The organism is Streptomyces sp. NPDC056527, assembly GCF_042794475.1.
GTDB lineage: Bacteria > Actinomycetota > Actinomycetes > Streptomycetales > Streptomycetaceae > Streptomyces.
In genome coordinates this window covers 1-25,845 of record NZ_JBHTTQ010000047.1, presented here as the reverse complement: position 1 = coordinate 25,845, position 25,845 = coordinate 1, and the positions used below count along the sequence as shown (strand labels likewise).

22 protein-coding genes are annotated in these 25,845 nt (G+C 71.2%); 11 read left to right on the top strand and 11 right to left on the bottom strand.

What is annotated here, in order from left to right; translation table 11 throughout:
- The 3 genes from ACFQ7Q_RS22250 to ACFQ7Q_RS22240 are packed head-to-tail and all read right to left on the bottom strand — an operon-like array spanning window position 1 to window position 4,211.
- Window positions 1–1,836 carry an ABC transporter ATP-binding protein gene (locus ACFQ7Q_RS22250; RefSeq protein ID WP_383557947.1) on the bottom strand — a complete coding sequence of 612 codons (1,836 nt, stop codon included), beginning with the start codon at window positions 1,834–1,836 and terminating at the stop codon, window positions 1–3.
- A complete protein-coding gene (locus ACFQ7Q_RS22245; RefSeq protein WP_383557945.1) occupies window positions 1,833–3,566 on the bottom strand; it encodes an ABC transporter ATP-binding protein in 1,734 nt (577 codons plus the stop codon). The genes ACFQ7Q_RS22250 and ACFQ7Q_RS22245 overlap by 4 nt, the downstream gene beginning before the upstream one ends.
- A gap of 15 nt (window positions 3,567–3,581) precedes the next feature.
- Window positions 3,582–4,211, bottom strand: coding sequence for an NADPH-dependent FMN reductase (locus ACFQ7Q_RS22240; RefSeq protein WP_383557942.1), 630 nt, complete (start codon window positions 4,209–4,211; stop codon window positions 3,582–3,584).
- A gap of 78 nt (window positions 4,212–4,289) precedes the next feature.
- Between ACFQ7Q_RS22240 and ACFQ7Q_RS22235 the strand changes: the two genes are divergently transcribed.
- The 3 genes from ACFQ7Q_RS22235 to ACFQ7Q_RS22225 all read left to right on the top strand — a co-directional run bounded on the left by ACFQ7Q_RS22235 (window position 4,290) and on the right by ACFQ7Q_RS22225 (window position 6,543).
- Window positions 4,290–5,060, top strand: coding sequence for an aminotransferase class IV (locus ACFQ7Q_RS22235; protein ID WP_383557940.1), 771 nt, complete (start codon window positions 4,290–4,292; stop codon window positions 5,058–5,060).
- Between the two features lie 217 nt (window positions 5,061–5,277).
- A complete protein-coding gene (locus tag ACFQ7Q_RS22230; RefSeq protein ID WP_383557938.1) occupies window positions 5,278–5,784 on the top strand; it encodes a hypothetical protein in 507 nt (168 codons plus the stop codon).
- 141 nt (window positions 5,785–5,925) lie between these two features.
- A complete protein-coding gene (locus ACFQ7Q_RS22225; RefSeq protein ID WP_383557936.1) occupies window positions 5,926–6,543 on the top strand; it encodes a class F sortase in 618 nt (205 codons plus the stop codon).
- A 10-nt stretch (window positions 6,544–6,553) separates the two neighbouring features.
- On the opposite strand, the gene ACFQ7Q_RS22220 is transcribed toward ACFQ7Q_RS22225, so the two are convergent.
- From ACFQ7Q_RS22220 to ACFQ7Q_RS22210, 3 genes are read right to left on the bottom strand one after another with little or no spacing between them, the layout of a single operon-like run.
- On the bottom strand, window positions 6,554–7,333 hold the full coding sequence (locus ACFQ7Q_RS22220) for a sulfite exporter TauE/SafE family protein (RefSeq protein ID WP_383557934.1): 780 nt from the start codon (window positions 7,331–7,333) through the stop codon (window positions 6,554–6,556).
- Between the two features lie 37 nt (window positions 7,334–7,370).
- The gene (locus ACFQ7Q_RS22215) at window positions 7,371–7,574 is read right to left on the bottom strand and encodes a hypothetical protein (RefSeq protein WP_383557931.1); all 204 of its coding nucleotides are present in this window, start codon (window positions 7,572–7,574) and stop codon (window positions 7,371–7,373) included.
- Entirely contained in the window at window positions 7,567–8,952 is a 1,386-nt protein-coding gene (locus tag ACFQ7Q_RS22210) for a ferric reductase-like transmembrane domain-containing protein (protein WP_383557929.1), read from the bottom strand. Before ACFQ7Q_RS22210 ends, ACFQ7Q_RS22215 begins: the two co-directional genes overlap by 8 nt.
- A gap of 210 nt (window positions 8,953–9,162) precedes the next feature.
- On the opposite strand from ACFQ7Q_RS22210, the gene ACFQ7Q_RS22205 reads away from it, so the two are divergent.
- From ACFQ7Q_RS22205 to ACFQ7Q_RS22185, 5 genes are all read left to right on the top strand, one after another.
- On the top strand, window positions 9,163–10,407 hold the full coding sequence (locus tag ACFQ7Q_RS22205) for an NAD(P)/FAD-dependent oxidoreductase (protein ID WP_383557926.1): 1,245 nt from the start codon (window positions 9,163–9,165) through the stop codon (window positions 10,405–10,407).
- A gap of 1 nt (window position 10,408) precedes the next feature.
- On the top strand, window positions 10,409–12,949 hold the full coding sequence (gene nirB / locus ACFQ7Q_RS22200; protein ID WP_383557923.1) for a nitrite reductase large subunit NirB: 2,541 nt from the start codon (window positions 10,409–10,411) through the stop codon (window positions 12,947–12,949).
- 4 nt (window positions 12,950–12,953) lie between these two features.
- Window positions 12,954–13,301 (top strand): nitrite reductase small subunit NirD, encoded by a 348-nt coding sequence (gene nirD, locus ACFQ7Q_RS22195; protein ID WP_383557920.1) that lies wholly within the window; start codon window positions 12,954–12,956, stop codon window positions 13,299–13,301.
- 61 nt (window positions 13,302–13,362) lie between these two features.
- A complete protein-coding gene (locus ACFQ7Q_RS22190; protein ID WP_383557918.1) occupies window positions 13,363–13,947 on the top strand; it encodes a TetR/AcrR family transcriptional regulator in 585 nt (194 codons plus the stop codon).
- A 123-nt stretch (window positions 13,948–14,070) separates the two neighbouring features.
- Window positions 14,071–14,832: an SDR family NAD(P)-dependent oxidoreductase gene (locus ACFQ7Q_RS22185; RefSeq protein WP_383557916.1), complete on the top strand. Its 762-nt coding sequence runs from the start codon at window positions 14,071–14,073 to the stop codon at window positions 14,830–14,832.
- A gap of 13 nt (window positions 14,833–14,845) precedes the next feature.
- Here ACFQ7Q_RS22185 and ACFQ7Q_RS22180 read toward each other — a convergent pair whose 3' ends face one another.
- Window positions 14,846–15,256: a VOC family protein gene (locus ACFQ7Q_RS22180; RefSeq protein ID WP_383557913.1), complete on the bottom strand. Its 411-nt coding sequence runs from the start codon at window positions 15,254–15,256 to the stop codon at window positions 14,846–14,848.
- A gap of 192 nt (window positions 15,257–15,448) precedes the next feature.
- Here ACFQ7Q_RS22180 and ACFQ7Q_RS22175 point away from each other — a divergent pair, with 192 nt between their 5' ends.
- Window positions 15,449–16,027, top strand: a complete 579-nt coding sequence (locus tag ACFQ7Q_RS22175) for a hypothetical protein (protein ID WP_383557910.1) — start codon at window positions 15,449–15,451, stop codon at window positions 16,025–16,027.
- Window positions 16,028–16,212: 185 nt separating this feature from the next.
- On the top strand, window positions 16,213–17,373 hold the full coding sequence (locus tag ACFQ7Q_RS22170; protein WP_383557908.1) for an alkaline phosphatase PhoX: 1,161 nt from the start codon (window positions 16,213–16,215) through the stop codon (window positions 17,371–17,373).
- Here ACFQ7Q_RS22170 and ACFQ7Q_RS22165 read toward each other — a convergent pair.
- The 4 genes from ACFQ7Q_RS22165 to ACFQ7Q_RS22150 all read right to left on the bottom strand — a co-directional run bounded on the left by ACFQ7Q_RS22165 (window position 17,343) and on the right by ACFQ7Q_RS22150 (window position 24,137).
- The gene (locus ACFQ7Q_RS22165; RefSeq protein ID WP_383557905.1) at window positions 17,343–18,383 is read right to left on the bottom strand and encodes an ArsR/SmtB family transcription factor; all 1,041 of its coding nucleotides are present in this window, start codon (window positions 18,381–18,383) and stop codon (window positions 17,343–17,345) included. The genes ACFQ7Q_RS22170 and ACFQ7Q_RS22165 overlap by 31 nt on opposite strands.
- A 563-nt stretch (window positions 18,384–18,946) precedes the next feature.
- A complete protein-coding gene (gene ppdK / locus ACFQ7Q_RS22160; protein ID WP_383557903.1) occupies window positions 18,947–21,658 on the bottom strand; it encodes a pyruvate, phosphate dikinase in 2,712 nt (903 codons plus the stop codon).
- A gap of 409 nt (window positions 21,659–22,067) precedes the next feature.
- The gene (dusB, locus tag ACFQ7Q_RS22155; RefSeq protein WP_383557900.1) at window positions 22,068–23,204 is read right to left on the bottom strand and encodes a tRNA dihydrouridine synthase DusB; all 1,137 of its coding nucleotides are present in this window, start codon (window positions 23,202–23,204) and stop codon (window positions 22,068–22,070) included.
- A gap of 30 nt (window positions 23,205–23,234) precedes the next feature.
- Window positions 23,235–24,137, bottom strand: a complete 903-nt coding sequence (locus ACFQ7Q_RS22150) for a helix-turn-helix domain-containing protein (protein WP_383557898.1) — start codon at window positions 24,135–24,137, stop codon at window positions 23,235–23,237.
- A 101-nt stretch (window positions 24,138–24,238) separates the two neighbouring features.
- Between ACFQ7Q_RS22150 and ACFQ7Q_RS22145 the strand changes: the two genes are divergently transcribed.
- Entirely contained in the window at window positions 24,239–25,684 is a 1,446-nt protein-coding gene (locus tag ACFQ7Q_RS22145) for an MFS transporter (protein WP_383557895.1), read from the top strand.
- The last annotated feature ends 161 nt before the right edge of the window (window positions 25,685–25,845 follow it).

Genomic DNA, 25,845 nt, shown 5'->3' with positions numbered 1-25,845 from the left:
TCAGGCCGCCGCCGCGAACTGGGCCGCGTACAGCCGGGCGTAGGCACCGCCCGCCGCCAGCAGTTCCTCGTGCGTGCCCTGCTCGGCGATCCCGCCGTCCTCCATCACGAGGATCACGTCCGCGTCCCTGACGGTGGAGAGCCGGTGGGCGATGACGAACGAGGTGCGTCCTTCCCGGAGGGAGGACATGGCCCGCTGGATGAGGACCTCGGTGCGGGTGTCGACCGAGCTGGTCGCCTCGTCCAGGACCAGGATCACCGGCTCGGACAGGAACGCCCGGGCGATCGTGATCAGCTGCTTCTCACCGGCGCTGAGACCGGCGCCGTCCTCGTCGAGGACGGTGTCGTAGCCGTCGGGCAGGGTGCGGATGAAGCGGTCGGCGTGGGTCGCCATGGCGGCCTCGACGATCCGCCCGCGGCTGACCTTGCCGCCTGCTCCGTACGCGATGTTGTCGGCGATGGTGCCGCCGAACAGCCAGGTGTCCTGGAGCACCATCCCGATCCCGGACCGAAGGTCCTCCCGCGACATCGCCGAGATGTCCACGCCGTCGAGGGTGATCCGTCCGCCGGTCACCTCGTAGAACCGCATCAGCAGGTTCACCAGCGTGGTCTTGCCCGCGCCGGTCGGGCCGACGATGGCGACCGTCTGGCCCGGTTCCACCGTCAGAGACAGGTCCTCGATGAGCGGCTTCTCCGGCTCGTAGCGGAACGCCACCTTGTCGAAGGAGACCCGGCCGGTCACGGTCTCGGGGCGCCGCGCTCCTTCGGGCGCCGGGGACTCCTCCTCCGCGTCGAGGAGGTCGAAGACCCGCTCGGCGGAGGCGACTCCGGACTGGAGCAGATTGGCCATGGCCGCGACCTGGGTGATCGGGCCGTTGAACTCGTACGAGTACTGGATGAACGCCTGCACGTCACCGATGGTCAGCGTCCCGCTCGCCACCCTCAGTCCGCCGACCACGGCGATCAGGACGTAGTTGACGTTGCCGACGAAGGTGAGGGCCGGCTGGATGAAGCCGGACATGAACTGGGCGCGGAAGCTCGCCGCGTGCAGCTCCTCGCCGAGCTCGTCGAAGCGAGCCGCCGCTTCGTCGCGCCGCCCGAAGGCGACGACCTCCGCGTGGCCGGTGAACATCTCCTCCACATGGCTGTTGAGGCGCCCGGTGACGGCCCACTGCTTCACGAACTGCGGCTGGGCGCGCTTGCCGATCCTGGCGGCCACGAGCAGCGAGACGGGGACGGTCGCCAGCGCGACCAGGGCGAGCAGCGGGGAGATCCAGAACATCATCACCAGCACGCCCACGAGGGTGAGCAGCGCCCGGACCATCTGGCTGAAGGCCTGCTGGAGGGTCTGGGTGATGTTGTCGATGTCGTTGGTGGTGCGGCTGAGGACCTCACCGCGCGGCTGCCGGTCGAAGTACGAGAGCGGCAGCCGGGCCAGCTTGTGCTGCGCCGCCTCGCGCAGCCGGTGGCCCGCCCGTTGGACGACGGTCGTGGCGAGCCGCTGCTGGAGCCAGTTGAGTCCGGCGGAGACGACGACCAGGACGAGGGAGGCGGCCAGGACCCGTGCGACCGCCGGGAAGTCGACGCCGGCCGGGCTCGCGGCGCCGGAGACGACGAGGTCGGTGGCGTGGCCGAGGATCATCGGGCTGAGGACGGCGAGGGTGACGCCGACCGCGGCGGCGGCGAACACGGCGAGCAGTCGCGGGCGTTCGGGGGCCATGGTGCGCAGCAGCCGCAGGCCGGAGGAGCGGAAGTCGAGGGATCGTTCGAGGGAGGGGGTGCCGATGCCGGGACCGCGCTGCTGGACGGCGGGACCCCGGCGCTGGGGGGCGCTCACGCTGCTTCCTCCTCGGTGATCTGGGAGAGGACGATCTCCCGGTAGGTGGCGTTGTCCCGCATGAGTTCCGCGTGGGTGCCGCTGCCGACGGCCCGGCCCTGGTCGAGGACGACGATCCGGTCGGCGCCTCGGATGGTGGAGACGCGCTGGGCGACGATGACGACGGTCGCGTCGGCGGTCTCCTGAGCGAGGGCCTCCCTCAGCAGTGCGTCGGTGCGGTAGTCGAGGGCGGAGAAGGAGTCGTCGAAGAGGTAGACCCGGGGGCGGGCGACGAGGACCCGGGCGATGGCGAGGCGCTGGCGCTGGCCGCCCGAGAGGTTGGTGCCGCCCTGGGCGACCGGCGCGTCGAGTCCCTCGGGGAGGTTCCGTACGAAGTCGGCGGCCTGGGCGACTTCGAGGGCGTGCCACAGCTCCTCGTCGGTGGCCTCCGGCCTTCCGTACCGCAGATTGCTCGCGACCGTGCCGGAGAAGAGGTACGGCTTCTGCGGGACGAGTCCGACCGTACGGGCGAGCAGGGTGCGGTCCATGTCGCGGACGTCGACGCCGCCGACGCTGACCTCGCCGCCGGTCGCGTCGAAGAGGCGCGGGACGAGCCCGAGGAGGGTGGTCTTGCCGCTGCCGGTGGATCCGATGACGGCCGTGGTGCGGCCGGGGCGGGCGGTGAGGCTCACCGAGCGGAGGACGGGTTCCTCGGCGCCGGGGTAGCTGAAGTCGGCGCCACGGATCTCCAGTCCTCCCGCCTCGCGCAGCTCTCGGACCGGCGCGGCGGGCGGGGTGACGGACGGCTCGGTGGCGAGGATCTCCTGGATGCGTTCGGCGCTGACCTCGGCTCGGGGCATGTGCATCATCAGGAAGAGGACCATCATCACCGACATCATGATCTGGAGCAGATAGCCGAGGAAGGCGATCAGCGAACCGGCCTGCAGGGCGCCGGACTCGATCCGATGGGCCCCGGCCCAGATGATGGCGACGGTCGCGAGCTCCCAGACGATCAGCACGATCGGGAACATCACGGACTGGAGCCGGCCGGCTTGCAGTCCGACCTCGCGCAGCTCGTCGTTGGCGGCGCCGAACCGCCGCTGCTCGTGCCGGTCGCGGACGAAGGCCCGGACGACCCGGATGCCGGTGATCTGTTCGCGCATCACGCGGTTGACCCGGTCGACGCGCTCCTGCATCCCGCGGAACAGCGGCCTCATGCGCAGCACGACGGCGCCGACGGCCCCGGCCATGAGCGGCACGAAGAGCAGCAGGAGCAGGGCGAGGGGAACATCCTGGTCGAGGGCCATGACGATGCCGCCGACGCACATCAGGGGCGCGGCCACCAGCATCGTCAGAACGAGCACGGCGAACGTCTGGACCTGCTGGACGTCGTTGGTGGTGCGGGTGATGAGGGAGGCGGTGCCGAAGCGGCTCATCTCGCGGGCGGAGAAGTCCTGGACGCGGCGGAAGGCGACGGCGCGCAGGTCACGCGCGATCCCCATGGCGATCTTCGCGCCGAAGTAGACGGCTGCGGCGGCAGCGGCGGCCTGGACGAGGGTGACGGCGGCCATCAGGCCGCCCCCGGACAGCACATGGGCCGTGTCACCGCGGAGGACCCCGTTGTCGATGACGTCGGCGTTGAGTGTGGGCAGGGTGAGGGAGGCGAGGGACTGGACGAGTTGGAGGAGGACGACCAGCGCCAGGGAGCGTCGGTACGGCCGCAGCCGGCCGACGACGAGTCGGAACAGCATGGATTCCGTGCCCCCTCAAGCCGCGTACGGACGGACGGACTTGGCGTTGCGGAGCGCGTGCGCCCACCAGGCGATCTGGTCGAGCATCGACTTGGCCGCGGCGTCGGGGCGGGTGGGGTCCTTGTGGCGCCCGTCCTCGTCGAAGTGGCCGTGGGCGTTGTGGAAGGAGACGGTGTCCCGGACGGTCACGGAGTGCATCTCGGCGTAGACCTGGCGCAGTTGCTCGACGGCGCGCAGTCCGCCGGACATCCCGCCGTACGAGACGAAACCGACCGGCTTGGCGTGCCATTCGGAGCCGTGCCAGTCGATGAGGGACTTGAGGGAGGCGGGGAAGGAGTGGTTGTACTCGGGGGTGAGGACGACGAAGGCGTCGGCGGCGGCGAGGACCGGGGAGACCTTGGCGAGTTCGGCGGCGACGGCGGGGGCGGGGTTGTACGAGAGGGAGGTCGGCAGGTCGACCTCGGCGAGGTCGACGACGTCGACGGTGAAGTCGTCGCGCTCGGCGGTCCGGCCGAGGAACCAGTCGGCGACGACGGGACCGAAGCGGCCCTCTCGGTTGCTGGCGACGATGACGGCGAGCCTGAGCGGCGAGACGTCGGCGGAGTCGGTGGAAACGGCGGAGTTCGCGGAGTTCGTGATGTCCATGCCGAGGATCTTGGTACCTCAAGTTTGGTTGAGGTCAAGCCTCGATTCTCCGTATGCGTTTCCGAATACGGTGAGGGCATGACGACGCCTGCCCCGCACATCGAGATCGACGGCGCCCCCGCCACCGACCCCGCTCTCCTCGCGAGCGTTCTGACCGGCTACGGCCACTTCACGGCCACCCAGGTGCGCGACGGGCGCGTACAGGGCCTCGACCTGCATCTGGCCCGCCTCGACCGGGCCAATCGGGAGCTGTTCGACGCGGGCGTGGACGGGGAGCGCGTACGGGCGCTGCTGCGCGGCGCCCTGGAATCCGCGGGCCGGCGGGACGCGGCGGCGCGGGTGTACGTCTACCCGGACCTCGCCGGAGGCACCCGGACCGTGGTGACCGTGACGGAGCCGTACACCCACGTCCCGACCCCGCAGCGGCTGAAGTCCGTCGTGTACGGCCGGCCCGCGCCCCACATCAAGCACGTGGGCGGCTTCGGCCAGACGTACTACGGGGAGGCGGTGCGGCGCGAGGGCTTCGACGAGGCGCTGCTGACGTCCCCGGACGGCGAGATCGCCGAGGGAGCGGTCACCAACATCGCCTTCTGGGACGGCACGTCGCTGGTCTGGCCGTCGGCCCCCTGTCTGCACGGCATCACGATGACCCTGCTGGAGTCCCGCCTGGAGTCGGTACGACGCCGGGTGGCCCGGGACGACCTCCCCGGCTTCCGTGCGGCCTTCGTGACGAACTCCCGGGGGATCTCGCCGGTCGGCGGGATCGACGGCGCGGACATCGAGCTGGACGAGAAGCTGATGGACCGCGTGTACACGGCCTACGCGTCGGTGCCGTGGGACGAGCTGTAGACCCGCACGGAGGGCCTTCACCGGGAAAGCCCGTCACCCGTTCGGCGCGGGGCCCTGACTGACGCCTCGCAACCCGCTCCGACCTGCACAAACGTCCGCCCGCCAGGCGACACACCGCATCGGACGGCGTAATTCTGATCCCCCATCAGCAGGCGCGGGGGGCGCGGCGGCGCTTACGTCGGTCCTACGGAAGACCGCTCGTGCCCCGGAGGACCCCATGCGCACCACTGCCCGTCTGCTCACCGGTACCGCGCTGACGGTCGCCGCGATCGGCGCCTTCGCCGCACCGGCGGCGTACGCAGGGGACCACGAGGCCCTGGAGGTCTATCCGTCCTCCGCCACCCCCGGCACCACCGTCACCGTCAACACCCTCGCCTGCGGTTCGCACGGGCACGGCGTCGGGGACGCGAACTCCCTCGGCGCGGGCGAGTTCCAGCTGAATCCGAGCACGCACAAGGAGGTCGTGGTCGGTCAGTTCACGGTTCCGCACCACGCCAAGGCCGGCACGTTCGGCATCAGCGTCGCGTGCGACAACGGCAAGACCGCTCGTGGCGAACTCGTCGTCAAGCACAAGAGCCCGAGCGGTCATGTCCAGACCGGTGTCGGGGGCAGCATCGGCCCCGACACCGCCCAGATCACGGTGGGCGCGGCGGTGCTGGCCGCGGCTGCCGTCGGCGGTACCTGGCTCCTGCGCCGCCGGGCGAGCGGCGCGCAGGACGACTAGGGATTGCTCCCGGGCTTCCTGCCCGGGCTCCCTGGGCGTACCGCCCGTGCCCTGCCCCCGCCGCGCGCCCAACGAGGCCCGGCGGGGGCAGGGCCACATCCCCTCCCGCACCACCCCCGCACCACCCCGAGAGGGCAGACCGTGAGCAGCAGGACCAAGGGCTGGGGCATAGCCATCGCCGCGTGCGTCGGCATCTGGCTCGTCCAGAACGGCTCGGAGAACGTCACCCCGCCGGTCCCGTCGGCCGCCGAGGCGTTCGCCGCGGGGCCGAACGCGCACACCGACGCCGCGGCCGACCCGCTGCCGCCCTCCGCCCCCGTCCGGCTGCGCATCCCCGAGATCGACGTCGACGCGCCCATGACGGGGCTCGGGCTGAGCCCGGACGGCGCGCTCGACGTGCCGCCGGCGAGCGACCGCAATCTGGCCGGCTGGTACGAGGACGGCACCCCGCCGGGCGCCGAAGGCACCTCGATCGTCGCCGGGCACGTCGACAACGCGCGGGGCCCGGCCGTCTTCTACGCGCTCGGCGCGCTCAAGAAGGGCAACAGGATCGAGGTGGACCGGCAGGACGGCCGTACCGCCGTCTTCACGATCGACGCCATCGAGGTGTACGAGAACAAGGACTTCCCCGACGAGCGGGTCTACGGGGCGAAGGACCGGGCCGAACTACGGGTGATCACCTGCGGCGGCGGGTTCACCGAGAAGTCGGGCTATCAGGGGAACGTGGTGGCCTTCGCCCATCTCATCGGCGTGCGCTGATCGGCCGCCGTCAGCTCCACTGGTCGAAGGCGAGCTTCGCGACCAGCGAGAACACCACGAACAGCAGCACCCCGCGGACGAACTCCGCGCCCTTGCTCAGGGCCATCCGCGCCCCGATCATCCCGCCGGCCAGGTTGAAGACCGCCATGACGGCGGCCAGCTGCCACAGCACGCTGCCCTGGTAGGCGAACATCGCGAGCGCGCCCGCGTTGGTGCAGACGTTGACGATCTTGGCGGTGGCGGAGGCGGTCACCAGGTCGAGATGGAGCACGGCGGTGAGCGCGAGGACCAGGAAGGTGCCGGTGCCCGGCCCGAACAGCCCGTCGTAGAGCCCGAGGCCACCGCCGACGAGCACGATCGCGGTGACGACCCCGGCCCGGGTCACGGGCGCCTTGTCCTCCTGTTGGGTCCCGAAGGACGGCCGCAGCATCACGAACGCGGCCACGCCGACGAGCACCACCATGATCACGGGGCGCAGCACCTCGCTGCTGATCCCGGCCGCGAAGAACGCGCCGGCCATGGATCCGGCGAGGGCCGCGAGCCCGATCCGTACCGCCGTCTTCACCTGCACCGGCGCCTTGCGGACGTAGGTGACCGCGGCGCCGGTCGTGCCCACGATCGCGACGGCCTTGTTGGTGCCGAGGATCTGCGCGGCCCCGGCCTGCGGGAGCCCGAGCAGCAGCGCGGGCAGCAGAAGGAGCCCTCCCCCGCCGACGACGGCGTCGATCCAGCCGGCCACGAGTGCGGCGACGCAGAGCAGGACGACGGTGGTGAGGGATATGTCAGGCATGATCGCGAGCCTAGGGAGGAGATCGGTGTGCCGTCCATCAATCTCTGGAGAGTTGAGCTACGTCTGAGGTTGTGCCGGTCGGCGCCCGGTCCGGCGCGGGCGGCGCGGCCGGGTCGACGGCGACCGTCAGGAAGGTCGCGGCGAGGGCGCCGGCGGTGAGGAGTCCGGCGGCGAGCCGCCGCCGGGCACGGTCGGTCGCGTGGACGGTGACAGGGGTGCGCGGCGCGCGGTGCTTAGTCATGGCTGAAGTCCTCGGAGTGGATGCGGCGGGTGGGGACCCCGGCCCTGACGAGTGCGTCGGTGGCGGCGCGGGCCATCGCGGGCGGCCCGCACAGATAGACGTCGTGGGCGGCGAGGTCGGGCACGAGGTTGCGCAGCGCCTGGGGCGCGAGGGGGTCGAAGGAGGCGTCGGAGGGGCCGAGGAGGTAGTGGAGGGCAGCCTGCCGTCGGCGGGCGATCCCTTCCAGTTCCTCGCGCAGGACGAGCCCTTCCGCGTCCGAGGCCCGGTACAGCAGCGTCACGTCACCGGGCCCGCCGGGCAGGGTCTCGAAGAGCGCCCGCATCGGGGTGATGCCCACGCCCCCGGCGAGCAGCAGCACCTTGCGGCGCGTGCGGCGGTGGGCGGTGAGCGCGCCGAACGGGCCGGTGGCCAGAACCCGGGTGCCGGGGCGCAGGCGCCGGATCCGGCGGGTGTGGTCGCCGAGCGCCTTGACGGTGATGCGCAGGGTGTCGTCGTGGACGGGGGCGGAGAGGGAGAAGGGCAGCGCGGTCCGCCAGAGCCTGCGGGTGAGGAACCGCCAGCGGAAGAACTGGCCCGGTTCGGCGCACAGCCGCTCCAGGCCGGTGCCGCGGATGGTCACCGAGACGACGTCCCGGCCCTCGGCGCGTACCTCGGTCACCCGCAGGGTGTGGCGCAGCGCCTGCCGGACGGGGACGACGATCCGGTACCAGACGAGGAGGACGGCGACGGTCGCATGCGCCATCGACCAGCCCCAGACCGCGAGCGGACTCCCCGCGAGGTCGGGTCCCGCGAGCTGGTGCACGAAGCCGAGGGCGGCGGCGAGATGGCTGCACAGATGGACCGCGCGCCAGGTCTCGTGCCGCAGCCGCCGCCGGGCCGCCCGGGCGGAGGTGACACCGACGGCGACGAGGAGCACGGTGCCGGCGGTGGCGGCGGCGAGCGCCGGGTAGGAGAGCAGCCCGAGGCAGGCGGTGACGAGGTCGGTACGGGTGTGCACGGCGTAGCCGCAGAGGGCGAGGACCGCGTGGGCGCCGACGAGGCCGAGGACGTACCGTCCGCCGAGGGCGTGCCAGCGGGCGAGCCGGTCGGCGCCGACTCCGTGCTCGACGGCGGGGACGCGGGCCATCAGGAACAGCATGACGAGGACGCCGTAGCCGGCGAGCAGCCCGGTGAGATGCGCGCCGGTCGCGAAGACCGCGTCGAGACGCGCGGAGGGCTCGGCCTGGAGGCCCCAGAGCAGGGCGACCGCCCCGGCTCCGCCGACGACGGCGTCGCGCAGCCGCTCGGGGGCGAGGCGCGGCGCGGGCGCGGGGGCTTGCGGGAACGGACGCGCCGCCGGGCGCGCGTCGAAGAGGGGTTCGCTGACCTCGGTCGTCACACCCGCACACTAGGGTCCGCCCGTATACGAGAACCCCAGGTCAGCCGCTCTCCCGCGATCCTTAAGGTCCCCTTGAGGAGACTCTGACCACCGGTTAAGCCTCACACCCGTCCGCCTCACAGTGCGAACCCCGCAGGTCTGAGATCAGCGTTCCGCAGGGGAAACAAACGGGGTGCCGACGGGTAACACCCGCCCCGCACTCTTCGAGACATGAGTACACGGATCGTGGTGGTCGGAGGCGGAACGGCGGGCGCCCGGCTCGCCCAGCGCCTGCCGGTCACCCTCCTCGGCGAAGAGCCGCACGCACCGTACAACAGGGTGCTGCTCGCGGACGTCCTCGCCGGGCGGTACGCGCCCGAGGTGATCGCGCTGCCCGCTCCGCAGGAGCCTGTGCGGCGCGGAGTGCGGGCGGTGCGCATCGACCGGGTCGCCAGGACCGTGGAGTGCGAGGACGGGACGACGGTCGGCTACGACCGGCTGGTCCTGGCGACCGGCTCCAACCCCGTGCTGCCGCCGCTGCGCGGCCTGCGCGGCTCGCGGCTGCCGTCGGGCGTCCACCCGTTCCGCACGCTCGACGACTGCCTGGAGTTGCGGGAACTCGTCCGGCCCGGCGTCCGCGCGGTCGTCATCGGCGGCGGGCTGCTCGGGGTCTCCGCGGCCCGCGCGCTGGCGGCACTCGGCGCCGAGGTCGTGCTCACCCAGCAGGGCGAGCGGCTCATGGAACGCCAGCTCGACGCGCACGCCTCGGCGCTGCTCCGGGAGCACGTGGAGTCCCTCGGCGTCGAGGTGCACACCGAGTGCCGGGTCAGCGGCCTGCGCCAGGAGGACGGCGCGGTCACCGCCGTGGAACTCGCCGACGGCTTCGTGCTCGATGCCCAGGTCGTGGTCCTCGCGTGCGGGGTCAGGCCGCGTGTCGGGCTCGCCCAGGACGCCGGTCTCGACGTCCGCCGGGGCGTCGTCGTCGACGACGAGCTCCGGACCTCGGACCCGTACATCCACGCCATCGGCGACTGCGCCGAACACGACGGCCGGGTCTACGGCCTGGCCGGCCCGGCCCTGGAACAGGCGGACGCCCTGGCGGACCTCCTCCTGTCGGAGACGTCCGCCTTCCAGGCCGCGGCGACCCCGCCGGAGACGACCGTGCCGGAGGCGACGCCCCGGCCCGCCTACACCGGCACCCGCGCCCTGACCCGCCTCACGCTGGGCGGTCCGGAAGCACTCGACCTGGCCGCCTTCGGCGAGGCCACCCCGCTGCCCGGCGACGACGTCGTGCAGCTGACCGACGCCACCCGGCGCGCCTACCGCAAGGTCGTCGTCCGCGGCGACCGTCTCGTCGGTGGCGTGCTCCTCGGCGATCTCGCGGCGGTCGGGGCGCTCGCCCGGGCCTGGGAGGGCGACGAAGCCCTTCCGCCCGCTCCCCTGCTTCACCTGCTCACCCATGACGGAGGCTCCTGAGATGTCGACCACGCCCGTGCACACCCCCACCGTCGTCCTGGTCGGCCACGGCATGGTCGGCCAGCGCTTCCTGGAGGCGCTGGCGGACCGTGGCGTCACCGAGCGCGCCCGTGTCGTGGTGCTCTGCGAGGAGCCGCGCCCCGCGTACGACCGGGTCCAGCTGACGTCGTACTTCAACGGCCGCACCCCCGACGATCTCTCGATGGTCGAGGACGGCTTCATGGCGAAGCACGGCATCGAGCTGTACATCGGCGACCCGGCCGAGTCGATCGACCGCGAGGCCCGTACGGTCACCGCGCGCTCGGGGCAGGTCATCCCGTACGACACGCTGGTCCTGGCCACCGGCTCGTACCCCTTCGTGCCGCCCGTCCCCGGCAAGGACGCGCGCGGCTGTTTCGTCTACCGGACCATCGAGGACCTGCTGGCCATCGAGGAGTACGCCAAGACGGCGACGACCGGTGCGGTCGTCGGCGGCGGACTGCTCGGCCTGGAGGCCGCGGGCGCGCTCAAGGGCCTCGGACTCGACACGCACATCGTGGAGTTCGCGCCCCGGCTGATGCCGGTGCAGGTCGACGAGGGCGGTGGCGCGGCGCTGCTGCGCACGATCGAGCAGATGGGGCTGAGCGTCCACACGGGCACCGGTACCCAGGAGGTCGTGACCGAGGACGGCGCGGTCACCGGGATGCGCCTGTCGGACGGCTCCGAGCTGGCCACGGACATGGTGGTGTTCTCGGCGGGCGTACGCCCCCGCGACCAGCTGGCGCGCGACTGCGGGCTGACGGTCGGCGAGCGCGGCGGCATCGCGGTGGACGAGCGGTGCAGGACGTCCGACCCGGCCGTGTACGCGATCGGCGAGTGCGCGCTTGCCACCGACGGCCGGGTGTACGGCCTGGTCGCGCCCGGCTACGAGATGGCGCTGACGGTCGCCGCGACGATCGCCGACGAGGCCGTGGACGGCTTCACCGGAGCCGACATGTCGACCAAGCTGAAGCTGCTGGGCGTCGACGTGGCCTCCTTCGGCGACGCGCACGGCACGGCCGAGGGCTGCCTCGACGTCGTCTACTCCGACTCCCGCTCCGGGGTCTACAAGAAGCTCGTCATCGACGGAGAGGGCAGGCTGCTCGGCGGTGTCCTGGTCGGTGACGCCGACTCGTACGGGATGCTGCGGCCGCTCACCGGCTCCGTCCCGCCGGTCTCCCCCGAGCAGCTGGTCCTGCCGGCGGGCGCCGGCGCGCCGGTGGCACTGGGCCCGTCCGCTCTGCCGGACGACGCCGTCATCTGCTCGTGCCACAACGTCACCAAGCACGCCATCACCCAGTGCGAGACGCTGCCCGAGGTGAAGAAGTGCACCAAGGCCGGTACCGGCTGCGGCAGTTGTGTGAAGCTCATCGGGCAGCTGCTGCCGGAGCCGAAGGACAAGGGGCTCTGCGCCTGCTTCTCGTACACCCGCAGCGAGCTGTACGAGATCACCCGCACGCTGCGGCTGACCTCGTTCGCGGCGCTGCTCGACTCGCACGGGCGCCCCGAGGCGCGCGGCGGCGAGGGCTGCGAGATCTGCAAGCCGACCGTCGGCTCGATCCTCGCGAGCCTCGCGCCGACGATCGGGGTGGGCGGCTACATCCTGGACGGCGAGCAGGCCTCCCTCCAGGACACCAACGACCACTTCCTCGCGAACCTGCAGCGCAACGGCTCGTACTCGGTCGTACCCCGCATCCCCGGCGGTGAGATCACCCCGGACAAGCTGATCGTGATAGGCGAGGTGGCCCGGGACTTCGGGCTCTACACCAAGATCACGGGTGGTCAGCGGATCGACATGTTCGGTGCCCGCGTCGAGCAGCTGCCGGCGATCTGGACCCGTCTCGTCGACGCGGGCTTCGAGTCGGGGCACGCGTACGGGAAGTCGCTGCGCACCGTGAAGTCCTGCGTGGGGCAGACCTGGTGCCGCTACGGCGTGCAGGACTCGGTGAAGATGGCGATCCAGCTGGAGCTGCGCTACCGGGGCCTGCGCTCCCCGCACAAGCTCAAGTCGGCGGTCTCCGGTTGCGCCCGCGAGTGCGCGGAGGCGCAGTCGAAGGACTTCGGCGTCATCGCGACGGCGAGCGGCTGGAACCTGTACGTGGGCGGCAACGGCGGTGCGACCCCGCGCCACGCGGACCTGCTCGCCCAGGATCTCTCGGACGCCGAACTGGTGCGGCTGATCGACCGGTTCCTGATGTTCTACATCCGTACCGCCGACCGCCTGGAGCGCACGTCGACCTGGCTGGAGCGCCTCGAGGGCGGCCTGGAGCACCTCAAGGACGTGGTCGTGCACGACTCGCTCGGGCTCTGCGACGAGCTGGAGGCGCTGATGGCGGCCCATGTCGAGGACTACCAGGACGAGTGGGCACAGACGCTGGACGACCCGGACCGGCTGCGTCGCTTCGTGTCGTTCGTGAACGCGCCGGACGCGCCGGACCCGTCGGTGAAGTTCGTGCCCGAGCGCGACCAGATCAAGCCGGACCTGACCGTCCTCACCATCGGAACCCGCCTGGAAAGGGTCTGAAGCCATGAAGCTCGAACTGTCCCCGTCTCCCGACGCCTGGATGCCGGTCTGCGAGGAGTCCCGGCTGACGCCGGGCCGTGGCGTGGCCGCGCTGCTGCCGGACGGCCGGCAGGTGGCGCTGTTCAAGGACCGGTCGGGGCGCGCGTACGCGATCGACAACCGGGATCCGTTCACCGGGGCGCAGGTGCTGTCGCGCGGGCTGCTCGGGTCGGCGAACGGGCGGCCGTTCGTGGCCTCGCCGCTCCTGAAGCAGCGCTTCGACCTGGAGACGGGCCGCTGCCTGGACGACGAGGAGGTCGCGGTGGAGGTGTACCCGGTCCGGGTCCACGAGGGCGCGCTCCACGCGGTCTGACCCCGACGCGGTCCGTCGATTTTACTTGACCATGCGTTCCAGATAGATCTACGGTGAAGGCGTGGCCAGGACCAAGGAGTTCGATCCGGAGGCCGCGCTGCAGGCAGCGCTCGAGCTGTTCTGGCGGCGCGGCTACGAGGCGACGACGATGTCGGACCTCGTCGAGCACCTCGGGATCGGCCGCGCCAGCATCTACGCCACCTTCGGCAACAAGCACGAGCTGTACATGAAGGCGATGGACCGCTACCTCCGGGCGAACGACCCCTCCATGATGGAGGAGTTGTCCGCGCCGGGCCCCGCACTGCCGCCCGTCCGTGCCCTGGTCCGCCGCTTCGCCGACGAGGCGGCAACGGACGAGGTCCGGCTGAGCGGCTGTTTCATCACCAACTCGGCGGCCGAGCTGGGGCCGCACGACGGGGCCGTGGCCCGTCGGGTGGAGCTGAGCTGGGAACAGATCGAGACCCTGCTGCACGCCTCGCTGGTCCGGGCCCGTGCCCAGGGCGAGCTGCCCGCGGACCGCGATCCGCAGGCACTGGCCAGGATGCTGCTCGTCCTGATGCAGGGGATCCGGCTGGTCGGCAAGGCGTCGAGCGACCCGGCCAGGGTCCGCGACGCGGCGGAGCAGGCGTTGTCACTGCTGGACTGAAGGACCCATCGACAAGGGCGCCATCGGGCGCCCTTTTCTTGGGCCTTGATATTGGAACGTACGGTCAAGAATAACCATCGATACCAGGTAACGATGTTTCTCTTACAAGGAGTTCACACAGCCATGTCCGCACGCTTCACGCACAAGACCGTCCTCGTCACCGGCGCCGGCACCGGGCTCGGCCGGGCCATCGCGCTCGCCTTCGCCGCCGAGGGCGCGAAGGTCGTCGTCTCGGGCCGCCGCGCGGCACCCCTCGACGAGACCGTGTCCCTGATCGAGGCCGCCGGCGGTACCGCGGCCGCCGTCACCGCCGATGTGGCCCGGGCCGACGACGTCCGTCACCTCGTCCGCCGGACGGTCGAACTCTTCGGCGCTCTCGACGTCGCGGTGAACAACGCCGGCATCTTCCGGGGCGGCGCCTCGGCCGCCGACTTCCCGCTGGAGGACTGGCAGGCGCTGCTCGACACCAACGTCACCGGCGTCCTGCACTCGCTCCAGGCCGAGGTGGCGCACATGCGGGCCCACGGCGGCGGCGCCATCGTCAACATCTCGTCCAACCTCGGCCCGCACGTCCGCATCCCGGGCGTCTTCGGCTACCAGGTCTCCAAGGCGGCGGTCTCCGCGCTCACCCGCGCCGCCGCCCGTGACCACATCGCCGACGGCGTGCGGATCAACGCCGTCAGCCCGGGTCCCTCGGATTCCGCCATGTCGCTGTGGCCCGGCGAGACCGAGGCCGAGCGGGAGGTGCGGATGAAGAACGAGTCGCCGCTCGGCCGCATCTCGGCGGCCTCCGAGGTGGCGGCAGCGGTGCTGTACCTCGCCTCGGAGGACGCCGGTTCGGTCGTCGGCACCGACCTGGTCATCGACGGCGGCGTCTCGGCCTGACACCCGCGGGGCATCAGCCCTGGACGGCCGCCGGGTCCATCCAGAAGACCTCCCAGTGGTGGCCGTCCGGGTCCGCGAAGGAGCGCCCGTACATGAAGCCGTGGTCCAGCGGGTCCTTCGCCGCCGACCCTCCGGCGGCGAGGGCCCCGTCGGCCAGCGCGTCGACGGCCTCGCGGCTCTCGGCGCTCAGCGTGATCAGCACCTCGGTCGTCTTCGTCGCGTCGGAGACCTCCTTGCCGGGCGCGGTGAACTCCTTGAACTTGGGCTCGGTCAGCAGCATCGCGAAGATGGTGTCGCTGATGACCAGACACCCGGTGTTCTCGTCGCTGAACTGCGGGTTGAAGGAGTAGCCGAGCTTGGTCCAGAAGGCCTTCGTGGCCTCGAGGTCCTTCACGGGCAGGTTCACGAAGATCATCTGCGTCATGGTGGGTCACTCTCTCCTGTGGTTCGTCCGCGCCGTTCGCTGCACCGGCGCTCCGTGGCGTCGCTTTCGAGAGTTAAGACGGTGGGGCCGAGCGGAACTCATCGCCACTCGGCGATCTTTTTTCGAAGATCCTTCGATGCTCGTCCCAGGGCTTCGGAGGCGCCCCCTTCCAGCCCACGCTAGCGTCGAAGCGTGAGCCCCGCAGCCAGGAAGATCACCGAGAAGCTCTCCGACGAGGCCCTCGCCGGTGCGACCGGCAAGGGCTGGGCCGACTGGTTCGCCCTCCTCGACGCCTGGGGCGCGACCGAGCGCGGGCACACCGAGATCGCCCGGCATCTGGTGGAGGCCGAGGGGGTGAGCGGCTGGCACGCCCAGTCGATCACCGTCGGCTACGAGCAGGAGCGCGGGCTGCGCGAGGTCGGTCAGTCCTCCACGGGCGACTGGCAGGTCAGCGCGAGCAGGACGGTGAACGCCCCGGCCGACCGCTGCACGGCCGCCTTCGCCGACGAGGCGCTGCGCCGCCGCTGGCTCCCGGACGGTGAGCTGGAGGTCCGCACCCACCGGCCGGGCAAGTCCCTCACCGCCGACTGGGACGGCGGGACGAGCCGGATCGAGGTCTATCCGACCCCGAAGGGCGATGCGAAGACCCAGATCGGGCTCGGCCACACCAAGCTCCCGGACGCGGACGCGGTGGCGGCCTACAAGGAGTTCCGGCGGGAGCGGCTCACCGCGCTCAAGACCCTTCTCGAGGACCCGGGATCCATCGTCTGAGGCTCCCCGGCGGTGACGACGACCGGAACGGACCCACGAACATACGGACCGACGCTTCCCCTTCATCGGCTGTTGCCGCACCGTCAACTCCGTACCAACTCCGTACTCCTAGGTTCCCAAAGCGCGCGACCCCGCCGCCGACCGGTGCGGCGGGGCGGTCACCACCACCCACTCTGGAGTGAGACGTGGAGCGACGCAGTTTCCTGCGCGGAGCGGTCATCGGCACCTCGGCCGCCGCCTTCGGCGGCACCCTGATGCGCGGGGCCGCCTACGCGGCGCCCGCCCAGCCCGGCGCCGGCCCCTACGGGGCCCTCGGCGCGGCCGACGCCAACGGCATCCTGCTGCCGAGCGGATTCAGCAGCCGGGTCATCGCCCGGTCGGGACAGACGGTCTCCGGCACCTCGTACACCTGGCACAACGCCCCCGACGGCGGCGCCTGCTACGCCAACGGATCGGGCTGGATCTACGTCTCCAACTCGGAGATCAACCCGAGCGGCGGCGCGAGCGCGGTCAAGTTCAGCTCGACCGGCGCCATCACCGGCGCGTACCGCATCCTGTCCAACACCCGGCAGAACTGCGCGGGCGGCAAGACCCCGTGGAACACCTGGCTCTCCTGTGAGGAGGTCAGCCTCGGCTACGTCTACGAGGCCGACCCGTACGGCGTGAACGCGGCGGTACGCCGTGACGCGATGGGCCGCTTCAAGCACGAGGCCGCCGCCGCCGACCCCGTCCGCCAGGTGATCTACCTGACCGAGGACGAGACCAGCGGCTGCTTCTACCGCTTCATCCCGAGCACCTGGGGCAACCTCTCCTCCGGCACGCTCCAGGTGATGGTGGCCGGTACCGCCACCTCCGGCTCCTTCACCTGGCAGAACGTCCCGGACCCGGACGGCTCCCCGACGGCCACCCGCAGCCAGGTGTCCGGCTCGAAGAAGTTCAACGGCGGCGAGGGCTGCCACTACGCCAACGACACCGTCTGGTTCACCACCAAGGGCGACAACCGCCTCTGGCAGCTGAACCTGGCCAGCAACACCTACGAGCTGGCCTACGACGACTCGCTCGTGGTCGGCGGCGGCGCCCCGCTGACCGGCGTGGACAACGTCACCGGTTCCTCCTCCGGCGACCTGTTCATCGCCGAGGACGGCGGCAACATGGAGATCTGCATCATCACCCCGGACGACGTCGTCGCCCCGTTCCTGCGGATCAACGGCCAGTCCAGCTCCGAGATCACCGGACCGGCCTTCTCCCCCGACGGCAGCCGGCTCTACTTCTCCAGCCAGCGCGGCACGAGCGGCAGTTCCTCGGGCGGCATCACCTACGAGGTGACGGGTCCGTTCCGCGCATAGACACGTTCGGCGGGGGCCCGTGAGGGACCCGCGACTCTTTGGGCGCCGCCGAGCAGGGCGGCGCCCAAAGGCGTGAGCGTGTGCAGGACCGCGTTGCCGTGCCGCAGGGTGGCCACCAGCCCGGCCTCGCGCAGCACGCCCGCGTGCTGGCTGGCCGAGGCGAGCGACACCCCCGCCCTGCGGGCCAGTTCGCTGGTGGTCCCCCCGTCCCCGATGGCATGCAGGACCGCGGAGCGCGTGTTGCCGACCAGCTTGGCCAGGGAGGACCCGCCCGGCTCTCGTACGGTCGGCGCCTCGCAGTGGGTCGTCGGATAGACGAGGACCGGCGGCAGCGAGGAGTCCCGCAGGACGACCGGGGTGCCACGGCAGAAGTACGAGGGCTGGAGCAGCAGGCCCCTGCCGTCGAGGTGCAGATCGCGCTCGACGGGATAGTCCGCCTCCAGGACGGGCGCGCGCCAGCGGAGCATCGGCGGCAGCGAGGCGAGGAGTTCGTCCGCCCCGCCGTCGAGCAGGGCCCGGCCGCGCACCGCCCGGTCGGCCTCGACCCGGGCGCGGATATGGGGCCAGTACGGCGCGATCGCCGCCCGGTGGTAGCTGCGCAGCGCCCCGATGAGCCGGCTGAACGGTTCGGCGCCGCCCTCGGCGAGGGCGCGCAGCGAGTGGGGCACGGTCCGTCCGCCGGCCCGGTCGACGCCCAGCAGGGACAGCTCGCGCCGGAGCCGGGCCTGGGGGGTCGCGTGGATCGCCTGGAGGCCCTCGTCGAGGCCGTGGACGCCCTGGGACGGGGTCAGGAAGTCGGGGAAGTAACCGCGACTGGGAACAAGGGCCGCGAGGAGCCGGGTCTCCCCGTTGAGGCGTGTGCGGGTGTCAGAGCGCCATTCCCCGTAGACGACCGACCCGCGCCGGTCTCTTAAACGGTGAAAACTGAGAATCGTTTCCCACAGAACATCGGGCCGGGCGGCCATCCGGACGCCGGCCAAGTCGTTTGCGGTGAAATGAATCCGCAGCATTGAACCCCCACCTGTGCACTCGCAACCACCCCCGTCGATGAGTATGCACGCCATCACAGGACGTTACCAGGGTGTTTCAGCCACACTTGAAAAGCATCGCGGCGAACGGGGGTGAACCGAAAGGCTGTGCGGGTCGGGCAGGAAACCTTCAGGACCGAGGTGGCGTGGCGAAGACCGTGGGGGGCTTCACGCGTCCGGCGGCGGTCGGCGAGGGTTGCGGCTCACCTGCCCGACATGGGTAATGGGCGCGGTCACCGGGTGGGGATCCGGAGGCCGCGCCCGTCCCGTTCTTTGCGGGACCAATCGAGGAAAGTTCAAAGCGGAAAGTTCAACGGCCAATAATTCAACCGGCCTCGATTGAACATGAACTCACATTTGCCGAACATCCCGGGGCGGGCCCGAGGCGGACGAAATACGACGGGGCGGACACCTCCGCACAAGGTGTCCGCCCGTCTCTCTTGCTGACCGGAACCGCCGCCCATCGGTTTGAGGGTCGGGGACGAGCGGCGGTTCCGGTGGTCTTTGCTACTGAACGCCCGGTCAGTGGGCGCCCCTTGATGGGGTCAGCGGCTGTCCGAGCCCTTCGACTCGGCGGCCGCGCGACCGGCCTCCAGACGCGCCACCGGGATCCGGAACGGCGAGCAGGAGACGTAGTCGAGACCGACCTCGTGGAAGAAGTGCACCGACTCCGGGTCGCCGCCGTGCTCGCCGCAGACACCGAGCTTGATGTCGGGGCGGGTGGCGCGGCCGGACTCGACAGCGCTGCGGACCAGCGCGCCGACGCCGTCCTTGTCGATGGTCTCGAACGGCGAGACTCCGAAGATGCCCTTCTCCAGGTACGCGGTGAAGAAGCTGGCCTCCACGTCGTCCCGGGAGAAGCCCCACACGGTCTGGGTGAGGTCGTTGGTGCCGAAGGAGAAGAACTCGGCGGCCTCGGCGATCTGACCGGCGGTCACGGCGGCGCGCGGCAGCTCGATCATGGTGCCGAGCGCGAGCTTCAGCTCGACGCCGGTCTTGGCCTGCACCTCGGCGATGACCTGCTCGGCCTCGTCGCGGACGATCTCCAGCTCCTGGACAGTGCCGACGAGCGGGATCATGATCTCGGCGCGCGGGTCGCCCTTGGCGTCGATGCGCTGGGCCGCAGCCTCGGCGATGGCGCGGACCTGCATCGTGAACAGACCGGGGATGACCAGGCCGAGCCGGACACCGCGCAGACCCAGCATCGGGTTCTGCTCGTGCAGCCGGTGCACGGCCTGGAGCAGGCGCAGGTCGTTCTCGTTCGGGTCCTTGCGGGCCTCGGCGAGGGCGACGCGCACCGACAGCTCGGTGATGTCGGGCAGGAACTCGTGCAGCGGCGGGTCGAGCAGACGGACCGTGACGGGCAGACCGTCCATGGCCTCGAAGAGCTCGACGAAGTCCTGCTTCTGCTGCGGGAGCAGGACCTCCAGGGCCTCCGTGCGCTCCTCGTCGGTGTCCGCGAGGATCAGCTTCTCGACCATCTCGCGACGCTCGCCGAGGAACATGTGCTCGGTGCGGCACAGGCCGATGCCCTGCGCGCCGAAGCGGCGGGCGCGGAGCGCGTCCTCGGCGTTGTCGGCGTTGGCGCGGACGCGCAGCCGGCGGACACGGTCCGCGTAGGCCATGATCCGGTGGACGGCCTGGACCAGCTCGTCGGCGTCGTCGGCGCCGGCGTGCATCCGGCCCTCGAAGTACTCGACGACCGGGGAGGGTACGACGGGTACCTCACCGAGGTACACCTTGCCGGTGGAGCCGTCGATGGAGACGACGTCGCCCTCCTCGACGACCACGCCGGAGGCCGTGGTCATCCGGCGGCGCTTGGTGTCGACCTCGAGCTCCTCGGCGCCGCAGACACAGGTCTTGCCCATGCCGCGGGCGACGACGGCGGCGTGCGAGGTCTTGCCGCCGCGCGAGGTCAGGATGCCCTCGGCGGCGATCATGCCGTCCAGGTCGTCCGGGTTGGTCTCGCGGCGGATCAGGATGACCTTCTCGCCGGAGCGCGACCACTTGACGGCCGTGTACGAGTCGAAGACGGCCTTGCCGACGGCCGCGCCCGGGGAGGCGGCGATGCCGCGGCCGACCTGCTCGACCTTGGCGGCCTCGTCGAACTTGGGGAACATCAGCTGCGCGAGCTGCGCGCCGTTGACGCGCTGCAGCGCCTCGGCCTCGTCGATCAGGCCCTGGTCCACGAGCTGGGTGGCGATGCGGAAGGCGGCACCGGCGGTGCGCTTGCCGACGCGGGTCTGCAGCATCCACAGCTGGCCGCGCTCGATGGTGAACTCGATGTCGCAGAGATCCTTGTAGTGGGTCTCCAGCGTCTCCATGATCTGCATCAGCTGGTCGTACGACGCCTTGTCGATCGACTCCAGCTCGGCCAGCGGCACGGTGTTGCGGATACCGGCGACGACGTCCTCGCCCTGCGCGTTCTGCAGGTAGTCGCCGTAGACGCCCTGGTGACCGGAGGCGGGGTCGCGGGTGAAGGCGACACCGGTGCCGGAGTCGGGGCCGAGGTTGCCGAAGACCATGGAGCAGACGTTGACCGCGGTGCCGAGGTCGCCGGGGATGCGCTCCTGGCGGCGGTACAGCTTCGCGCGGTCGGTGTTCCAGGAGTTGAAGACGGCCTCGATGGCGAGGTCCATCTGCTCGCGCGGGTCCTGCGGGAAGTCGCGGCCGGCCTCGGCCTTCACGATCTTCTTGAAGTGCTTGACCAGCTTCTTCAGGTCGGCGGCGTCGAGGTCGGTGTCGACGGTGACCTTCTTGGCGGCCTTGGCCTCGTCGAGGGCCTCCTCGAAGAGCTCGCCGTCGACGCCGAGGACGGTCTTGCCGAACATCTGGATGAGGCGGCGGTACGAGTCCCAGGCGAAGCGCTCGTCGCCGGCCTGGGCGGTGAGGCCCTCGACGGACTTGTCGGAGAGGCCGATGTTCAGGACCGTGTCCATCATGCCGGGCATGGAGAACTTGGCACCGGAGCGGACGGAGACGAGCAGCGGGTCGTCGGCCTGGCCGAGCTTCTTGCCCATCTGCTGCTCGAGGGTGTCGAGGTGCGCGCTGACCTCGTCACGGAGCTCGACCGGCTCGGAGCCGCTCTCGAGGTAGACCTTGCACGCCTCGGTGGTGATCGTGAAGCCGGGGGGAACCGGGAGGCCGAGGTTGGTCATCTCGGCGAGGTTCGCACCCTTGCCACCGAGCAGGTCCTTCAGGTCCCTGTTGCCCTCGGTGAAGTCGTACACGAACTTCTGATCTTTGTTTTCCGACACGTGTCTCGACTCCTCGAGGACTCGGTGGCTGCCCTGACGGCGAGGAACATACCCAGATCGAAGGCTCCTGGGGAGGTACGCCTACCGGTCAGATGGTCTTAACCACCCGTCCGCCAGCACATCGAAAGTAACCGACTAGTAGCTTCCGCTTTCAAACGTCGAAGCCCACTTGACTCAAAGCAGAGTCAACACGCTCACATGAGCGACTTCCCAAGCATTTGCGTTCAACTCTTGAACACAGAAGGGGTGGCACCCAGTGCCACCCCTCCAGAAGTGCAACGCCTCGCAATTCGCTCATCTGAGCACGACCCTTATCAAGGGTGGCGCGAATCACTCCGTACGAGCGTCGTTTTTCCCACGATCCGGACGTCCGCGGTCACCCTCCGGACGGTGGCGGATCGCCGGAACTTCACCCTCCGGACGTGTCCAACTCGGCCTCCTCGCTGATGCCCGCACAGTCGTACGGGTCCTTCAGCCAGCCGTCCGGCAGCACCACCCGGTTGTTGCCCGACGTACGGCCCCGCGGGCCGTCCGCGCCCACCGGCCACGGCTGGTCCAGGTCCAGCTCGCTCAACTGAGCGCTCAGCTCGTCCAGGGACGAGGTGATCGCCAGTTTCTTGCGCATCTCGGAACCGACCGAGAAGCCCTTCAGGTACCAGGCCACGTGCTTGCGGAAGTCGATGACACCGCGCGACTCGTCCCCGAGCCACTCGCCGAGCAGCCGCGCGTGCCTCACCATCGCGTCCGCTACCTCGCGCAGCCCCGGCTGGGCGTACGAACCCGTGCCCTCGAAGCCGGCCACCAGGTCGGCGAAGAGCCACGGCCGCCCCAGGCAGCCGCGCCCCACGACCACGCCGTCGCAGCCCGTCTCGCGCATCATCCGCAGCGCGTCGTCCGCGGACCAGATGTCGCCGTTGCCGAGCACCGGGATCTCCGGCACGTGCTCCTTGAGGCGCGCGATGGCGTCCCAGTCCGCCGTGCCGCCGTAGTGCTGCGCCGCGGTCCGCCCGTGCAGGGCGATCGCCGTGACGCCCTCCTCGACCGCGATACGGCCCGCGTCCAGGAAGGTGATGTGGTCGTCGTCGATGCCCTTGCGCATCTTCATCGTGACGGGCAGGTCGCCCGCGTTGGCCACGGCCTCGTTCAGGATCGCGCGCAGCAGCGGCCTCTTGTACGGCAGGGCCGAGCCGCCGCCCTTGCGGGTGACCTTGGGGACCGGGCAGCCGAAGTTCAGGTCGATGTGGTCGGCCAGGTCCTCGTCCGCGATCATCCGCACGGCCTTGCCGACGGTGACGGGGTCGACGCCGTAGAGCTGGATCGACCGCGGCTTCTCGCTCTCGTCGAAGCGGATGAGCTGCATGGTCTTCTCGTTGCGCTCGACCAGCGCCCGCGTCGTGATCATTTCGCTCACGAACAGGCCCTTGCCGCCGCTGTACTCACGGCAGAGGGTGCGGAACGGGGCGTTGGTGATGCCGGCCATCGGCGCGAGCACCACCGGCGGCTGCACGATGTGCGGCCCGATGGCGAGAGGGGAGAACGCGGTCATTCAGCCATTGTCGCGCACCTCGCGGGTTTGTTAGACAGCCGTACTTTCCGCGGTGCGGCCACCGGATCGTCCGCCCAGGTCACGCAGGCGTTCGAGGCCCGCCCGGGACTCCTCGTCCACCGGGACGTACGTCACCAGGCGCGGCCCGGAGGTCGGTCCGAGCCACAGGTTGGTGTGCTCCAGATGCAGGAGGCCGACATGGGCGTTACGGATGATCTTGGTGCGGCCGCCCTGGGCCACCACCTCGTGGCGCGCCCAGATCTCCCGGAACTCCGGCGAGGCCGCCTCCAGGCGCTGCAGCATCGCCTTCCATGCGGGCTCGGCGAGGTGCTCGGCCATCGAGGCACGGAACTTGCCCGCCATCGCGCGCGTGACGTCCGGCAGCTCGGCGACGGCGGCCCGCCACTCGTCGTTGGTGAAGGCGAGCCAGATGCAGTTGCGGTCCTCGCGCGGCAGCGCGTCGAGGTCGCAGAGCAGCCTGCCGTAGGTGCGGTTGTACGCGAGGATGTCGTACCGGCTGTTCTGGATGCAGGCGGGCAGCGGCTCAAGACGGTCGAGCATCGCGCGCAGGGCCGGCGTGACGGTCGGGCAGGGCGCCTCGGGGTTCGGGTCGGCCTCGCCGCCGAGGGCGAAGAGATGGGTGCGCTCGGTCGGGTCCAGCAGCAGGGCCCGGGCGAGGGCGTCGAGGACCTGCGGCGAGACATGGATGTCCCGCGCCTGCTCCAGCCACGTGTACCAGGTGACGCCGACGGCGGAGAGGTGCGCGACCTCCTCGCGGCGCAGCCCGGGGGTACGGCGCCGGCGGCCGCGCGGCAGACCGACCTGCTCGGGGGTGATGCGCTCGCGGCGGCTGCGCAGGAACGCGGCGAGCTCGTGCCGCCGGACGTCCGTGGTCGTTCCGCTCGTCGCCGTCTCCACAGCCATGGTCGTCATGCTCCCAGGGTGCCGGGGCGCTCAGCCCGTTGCCAGGTACTGCTTGTACCAGGATAAAGAGACTCTGGTACCAGGCTGAGCAGAGGCGGATCTTCGATGTCGTGAGTACTACAGCCTCCACCACCGCCCCCGCCCGCGGGGCCGGCGCCGTCGTCGACCACGCGGCGCCCGCCCTCGGCTCCCTCGGCCTGTTCACCGTGCTCCTCGGCGCCGCGCTGCCGCTGATCGACTTCTTCATCGTCAACGTCGCCCTGCCGACCATCGACCACGACCTGGCGGCGGGTCCGGCCATGCTGGAGCTGGTCGTGGCCGGGTACGGGCTCAGTTACGCCGTGCTGCTCGTCCTCGGCGGGCGGCTCGGGGACCTGTTCGGCCGCCGCAGGCTCTTCCTCGTGGGCATGGCGGCCTTCGGGCTGACCTCGCTTGCCTGTGGGCTCGCGCCGGACGCCTGGACCCTGGTCGGCGCGCGGGTGGCACAGGGTGCCTCGGCCGCGCTCATGCTCCCTCAGGTCCTCGCGACCATTCACTCCTCGACGACAGGTGCCCGGCGCGCGAAGGCTCTGAGCCTCTACGGAGCGACCGCCGGGCTCGCGATGGTCGCCGGCCAGATCCTGGGCGGGATCCTCGTCGCGGCCGACCTCGCGGGCAGCGGCTGGCGGGCGATCTTCCTGGTCAACGTGCCCGTGGCGGTGGCCGGTCTGCTCCTCGCCGTCCGTACCGTCCCGGAGACCCGCTCGGAGCGCCCGGCACCGGTGGACGTCCCGGGAACCCTGCTCCTCGCTCTCGCGCTGCTCACGCTCCTGGCCCCTCTCACCGAGGGGAGGGCGTCCGGCTGGCCGCTGTGGACCTGGGTCGCGCTCGGGATCTTCCCGTTCGCCGCGGGGACGTTCTGGTGGGTGGAGCTGCGGGCCGACCGGCGGGGTCGTACGCCGCTGGTGCCGCCGAGCCTGCTGGGGCTCGTCTCGCTGCGCCGGGGCCTGGCTCTGGTCGTTCCGTTCTCGATCGGCTTCGGCGGCTTCATGTTCGTGATCGCGGTCGCGCTCCAGCAGGGCCTCGGCATGGGCGCGGTGGTCTCCGGCCTGGCGCTGGTCCCGATGGCGGTGGCCTTCTTCGGGGCCTCGCTCGCGGGACCGCGCCTGGTACGCCGCTGGGGCACCCGGATCGTCACCGCGGGCGGCCTCCTGCAGGCCCTCGGGGTCGGCCTGCTCGCCCTGACGGCCTGGCGCTCCTGGCCGGACCTGTCGGCCTGGAGCCTTCTGCCCGGCATGGCCGTCGCGGGCTTCGGACAGGGCCTCCAGCTTCCGGTCCTGTTCCGGGTCGTCCTCTCCGAGGTCCCGGCGGACCGGGCCGGCGTCGGCAGCGGCGTCATGGTGACCGCCCAGCAGTCGGCCCTGGCCCTGGGCGTGGCCACGCTCGGCTCGCTGTTCCTGTCGCTCGCGGCCTCCGGCTCGATGCGCACCGCGCTGACCGTGACCCTCCTGGTCCAGCTGGCGGCGGTGGCCCTGACGATCCTGCTGAGCCTGCGCCTGCCACGCGACGTGCGCTGAGGCGGACGGCGGGTGCGGGACCGGCGGGTGCGCGGGACCGGCGGGTGCGGGGCCAGCGGGTGCGGGGCCAGCGGGTGCGGGGCCGGCGGACGCCGGACGAGGGCCACCGGACCGGCGACGCACTGCCGTGCGCCGGACGGACGCACGTGGGCCCGGGTCGC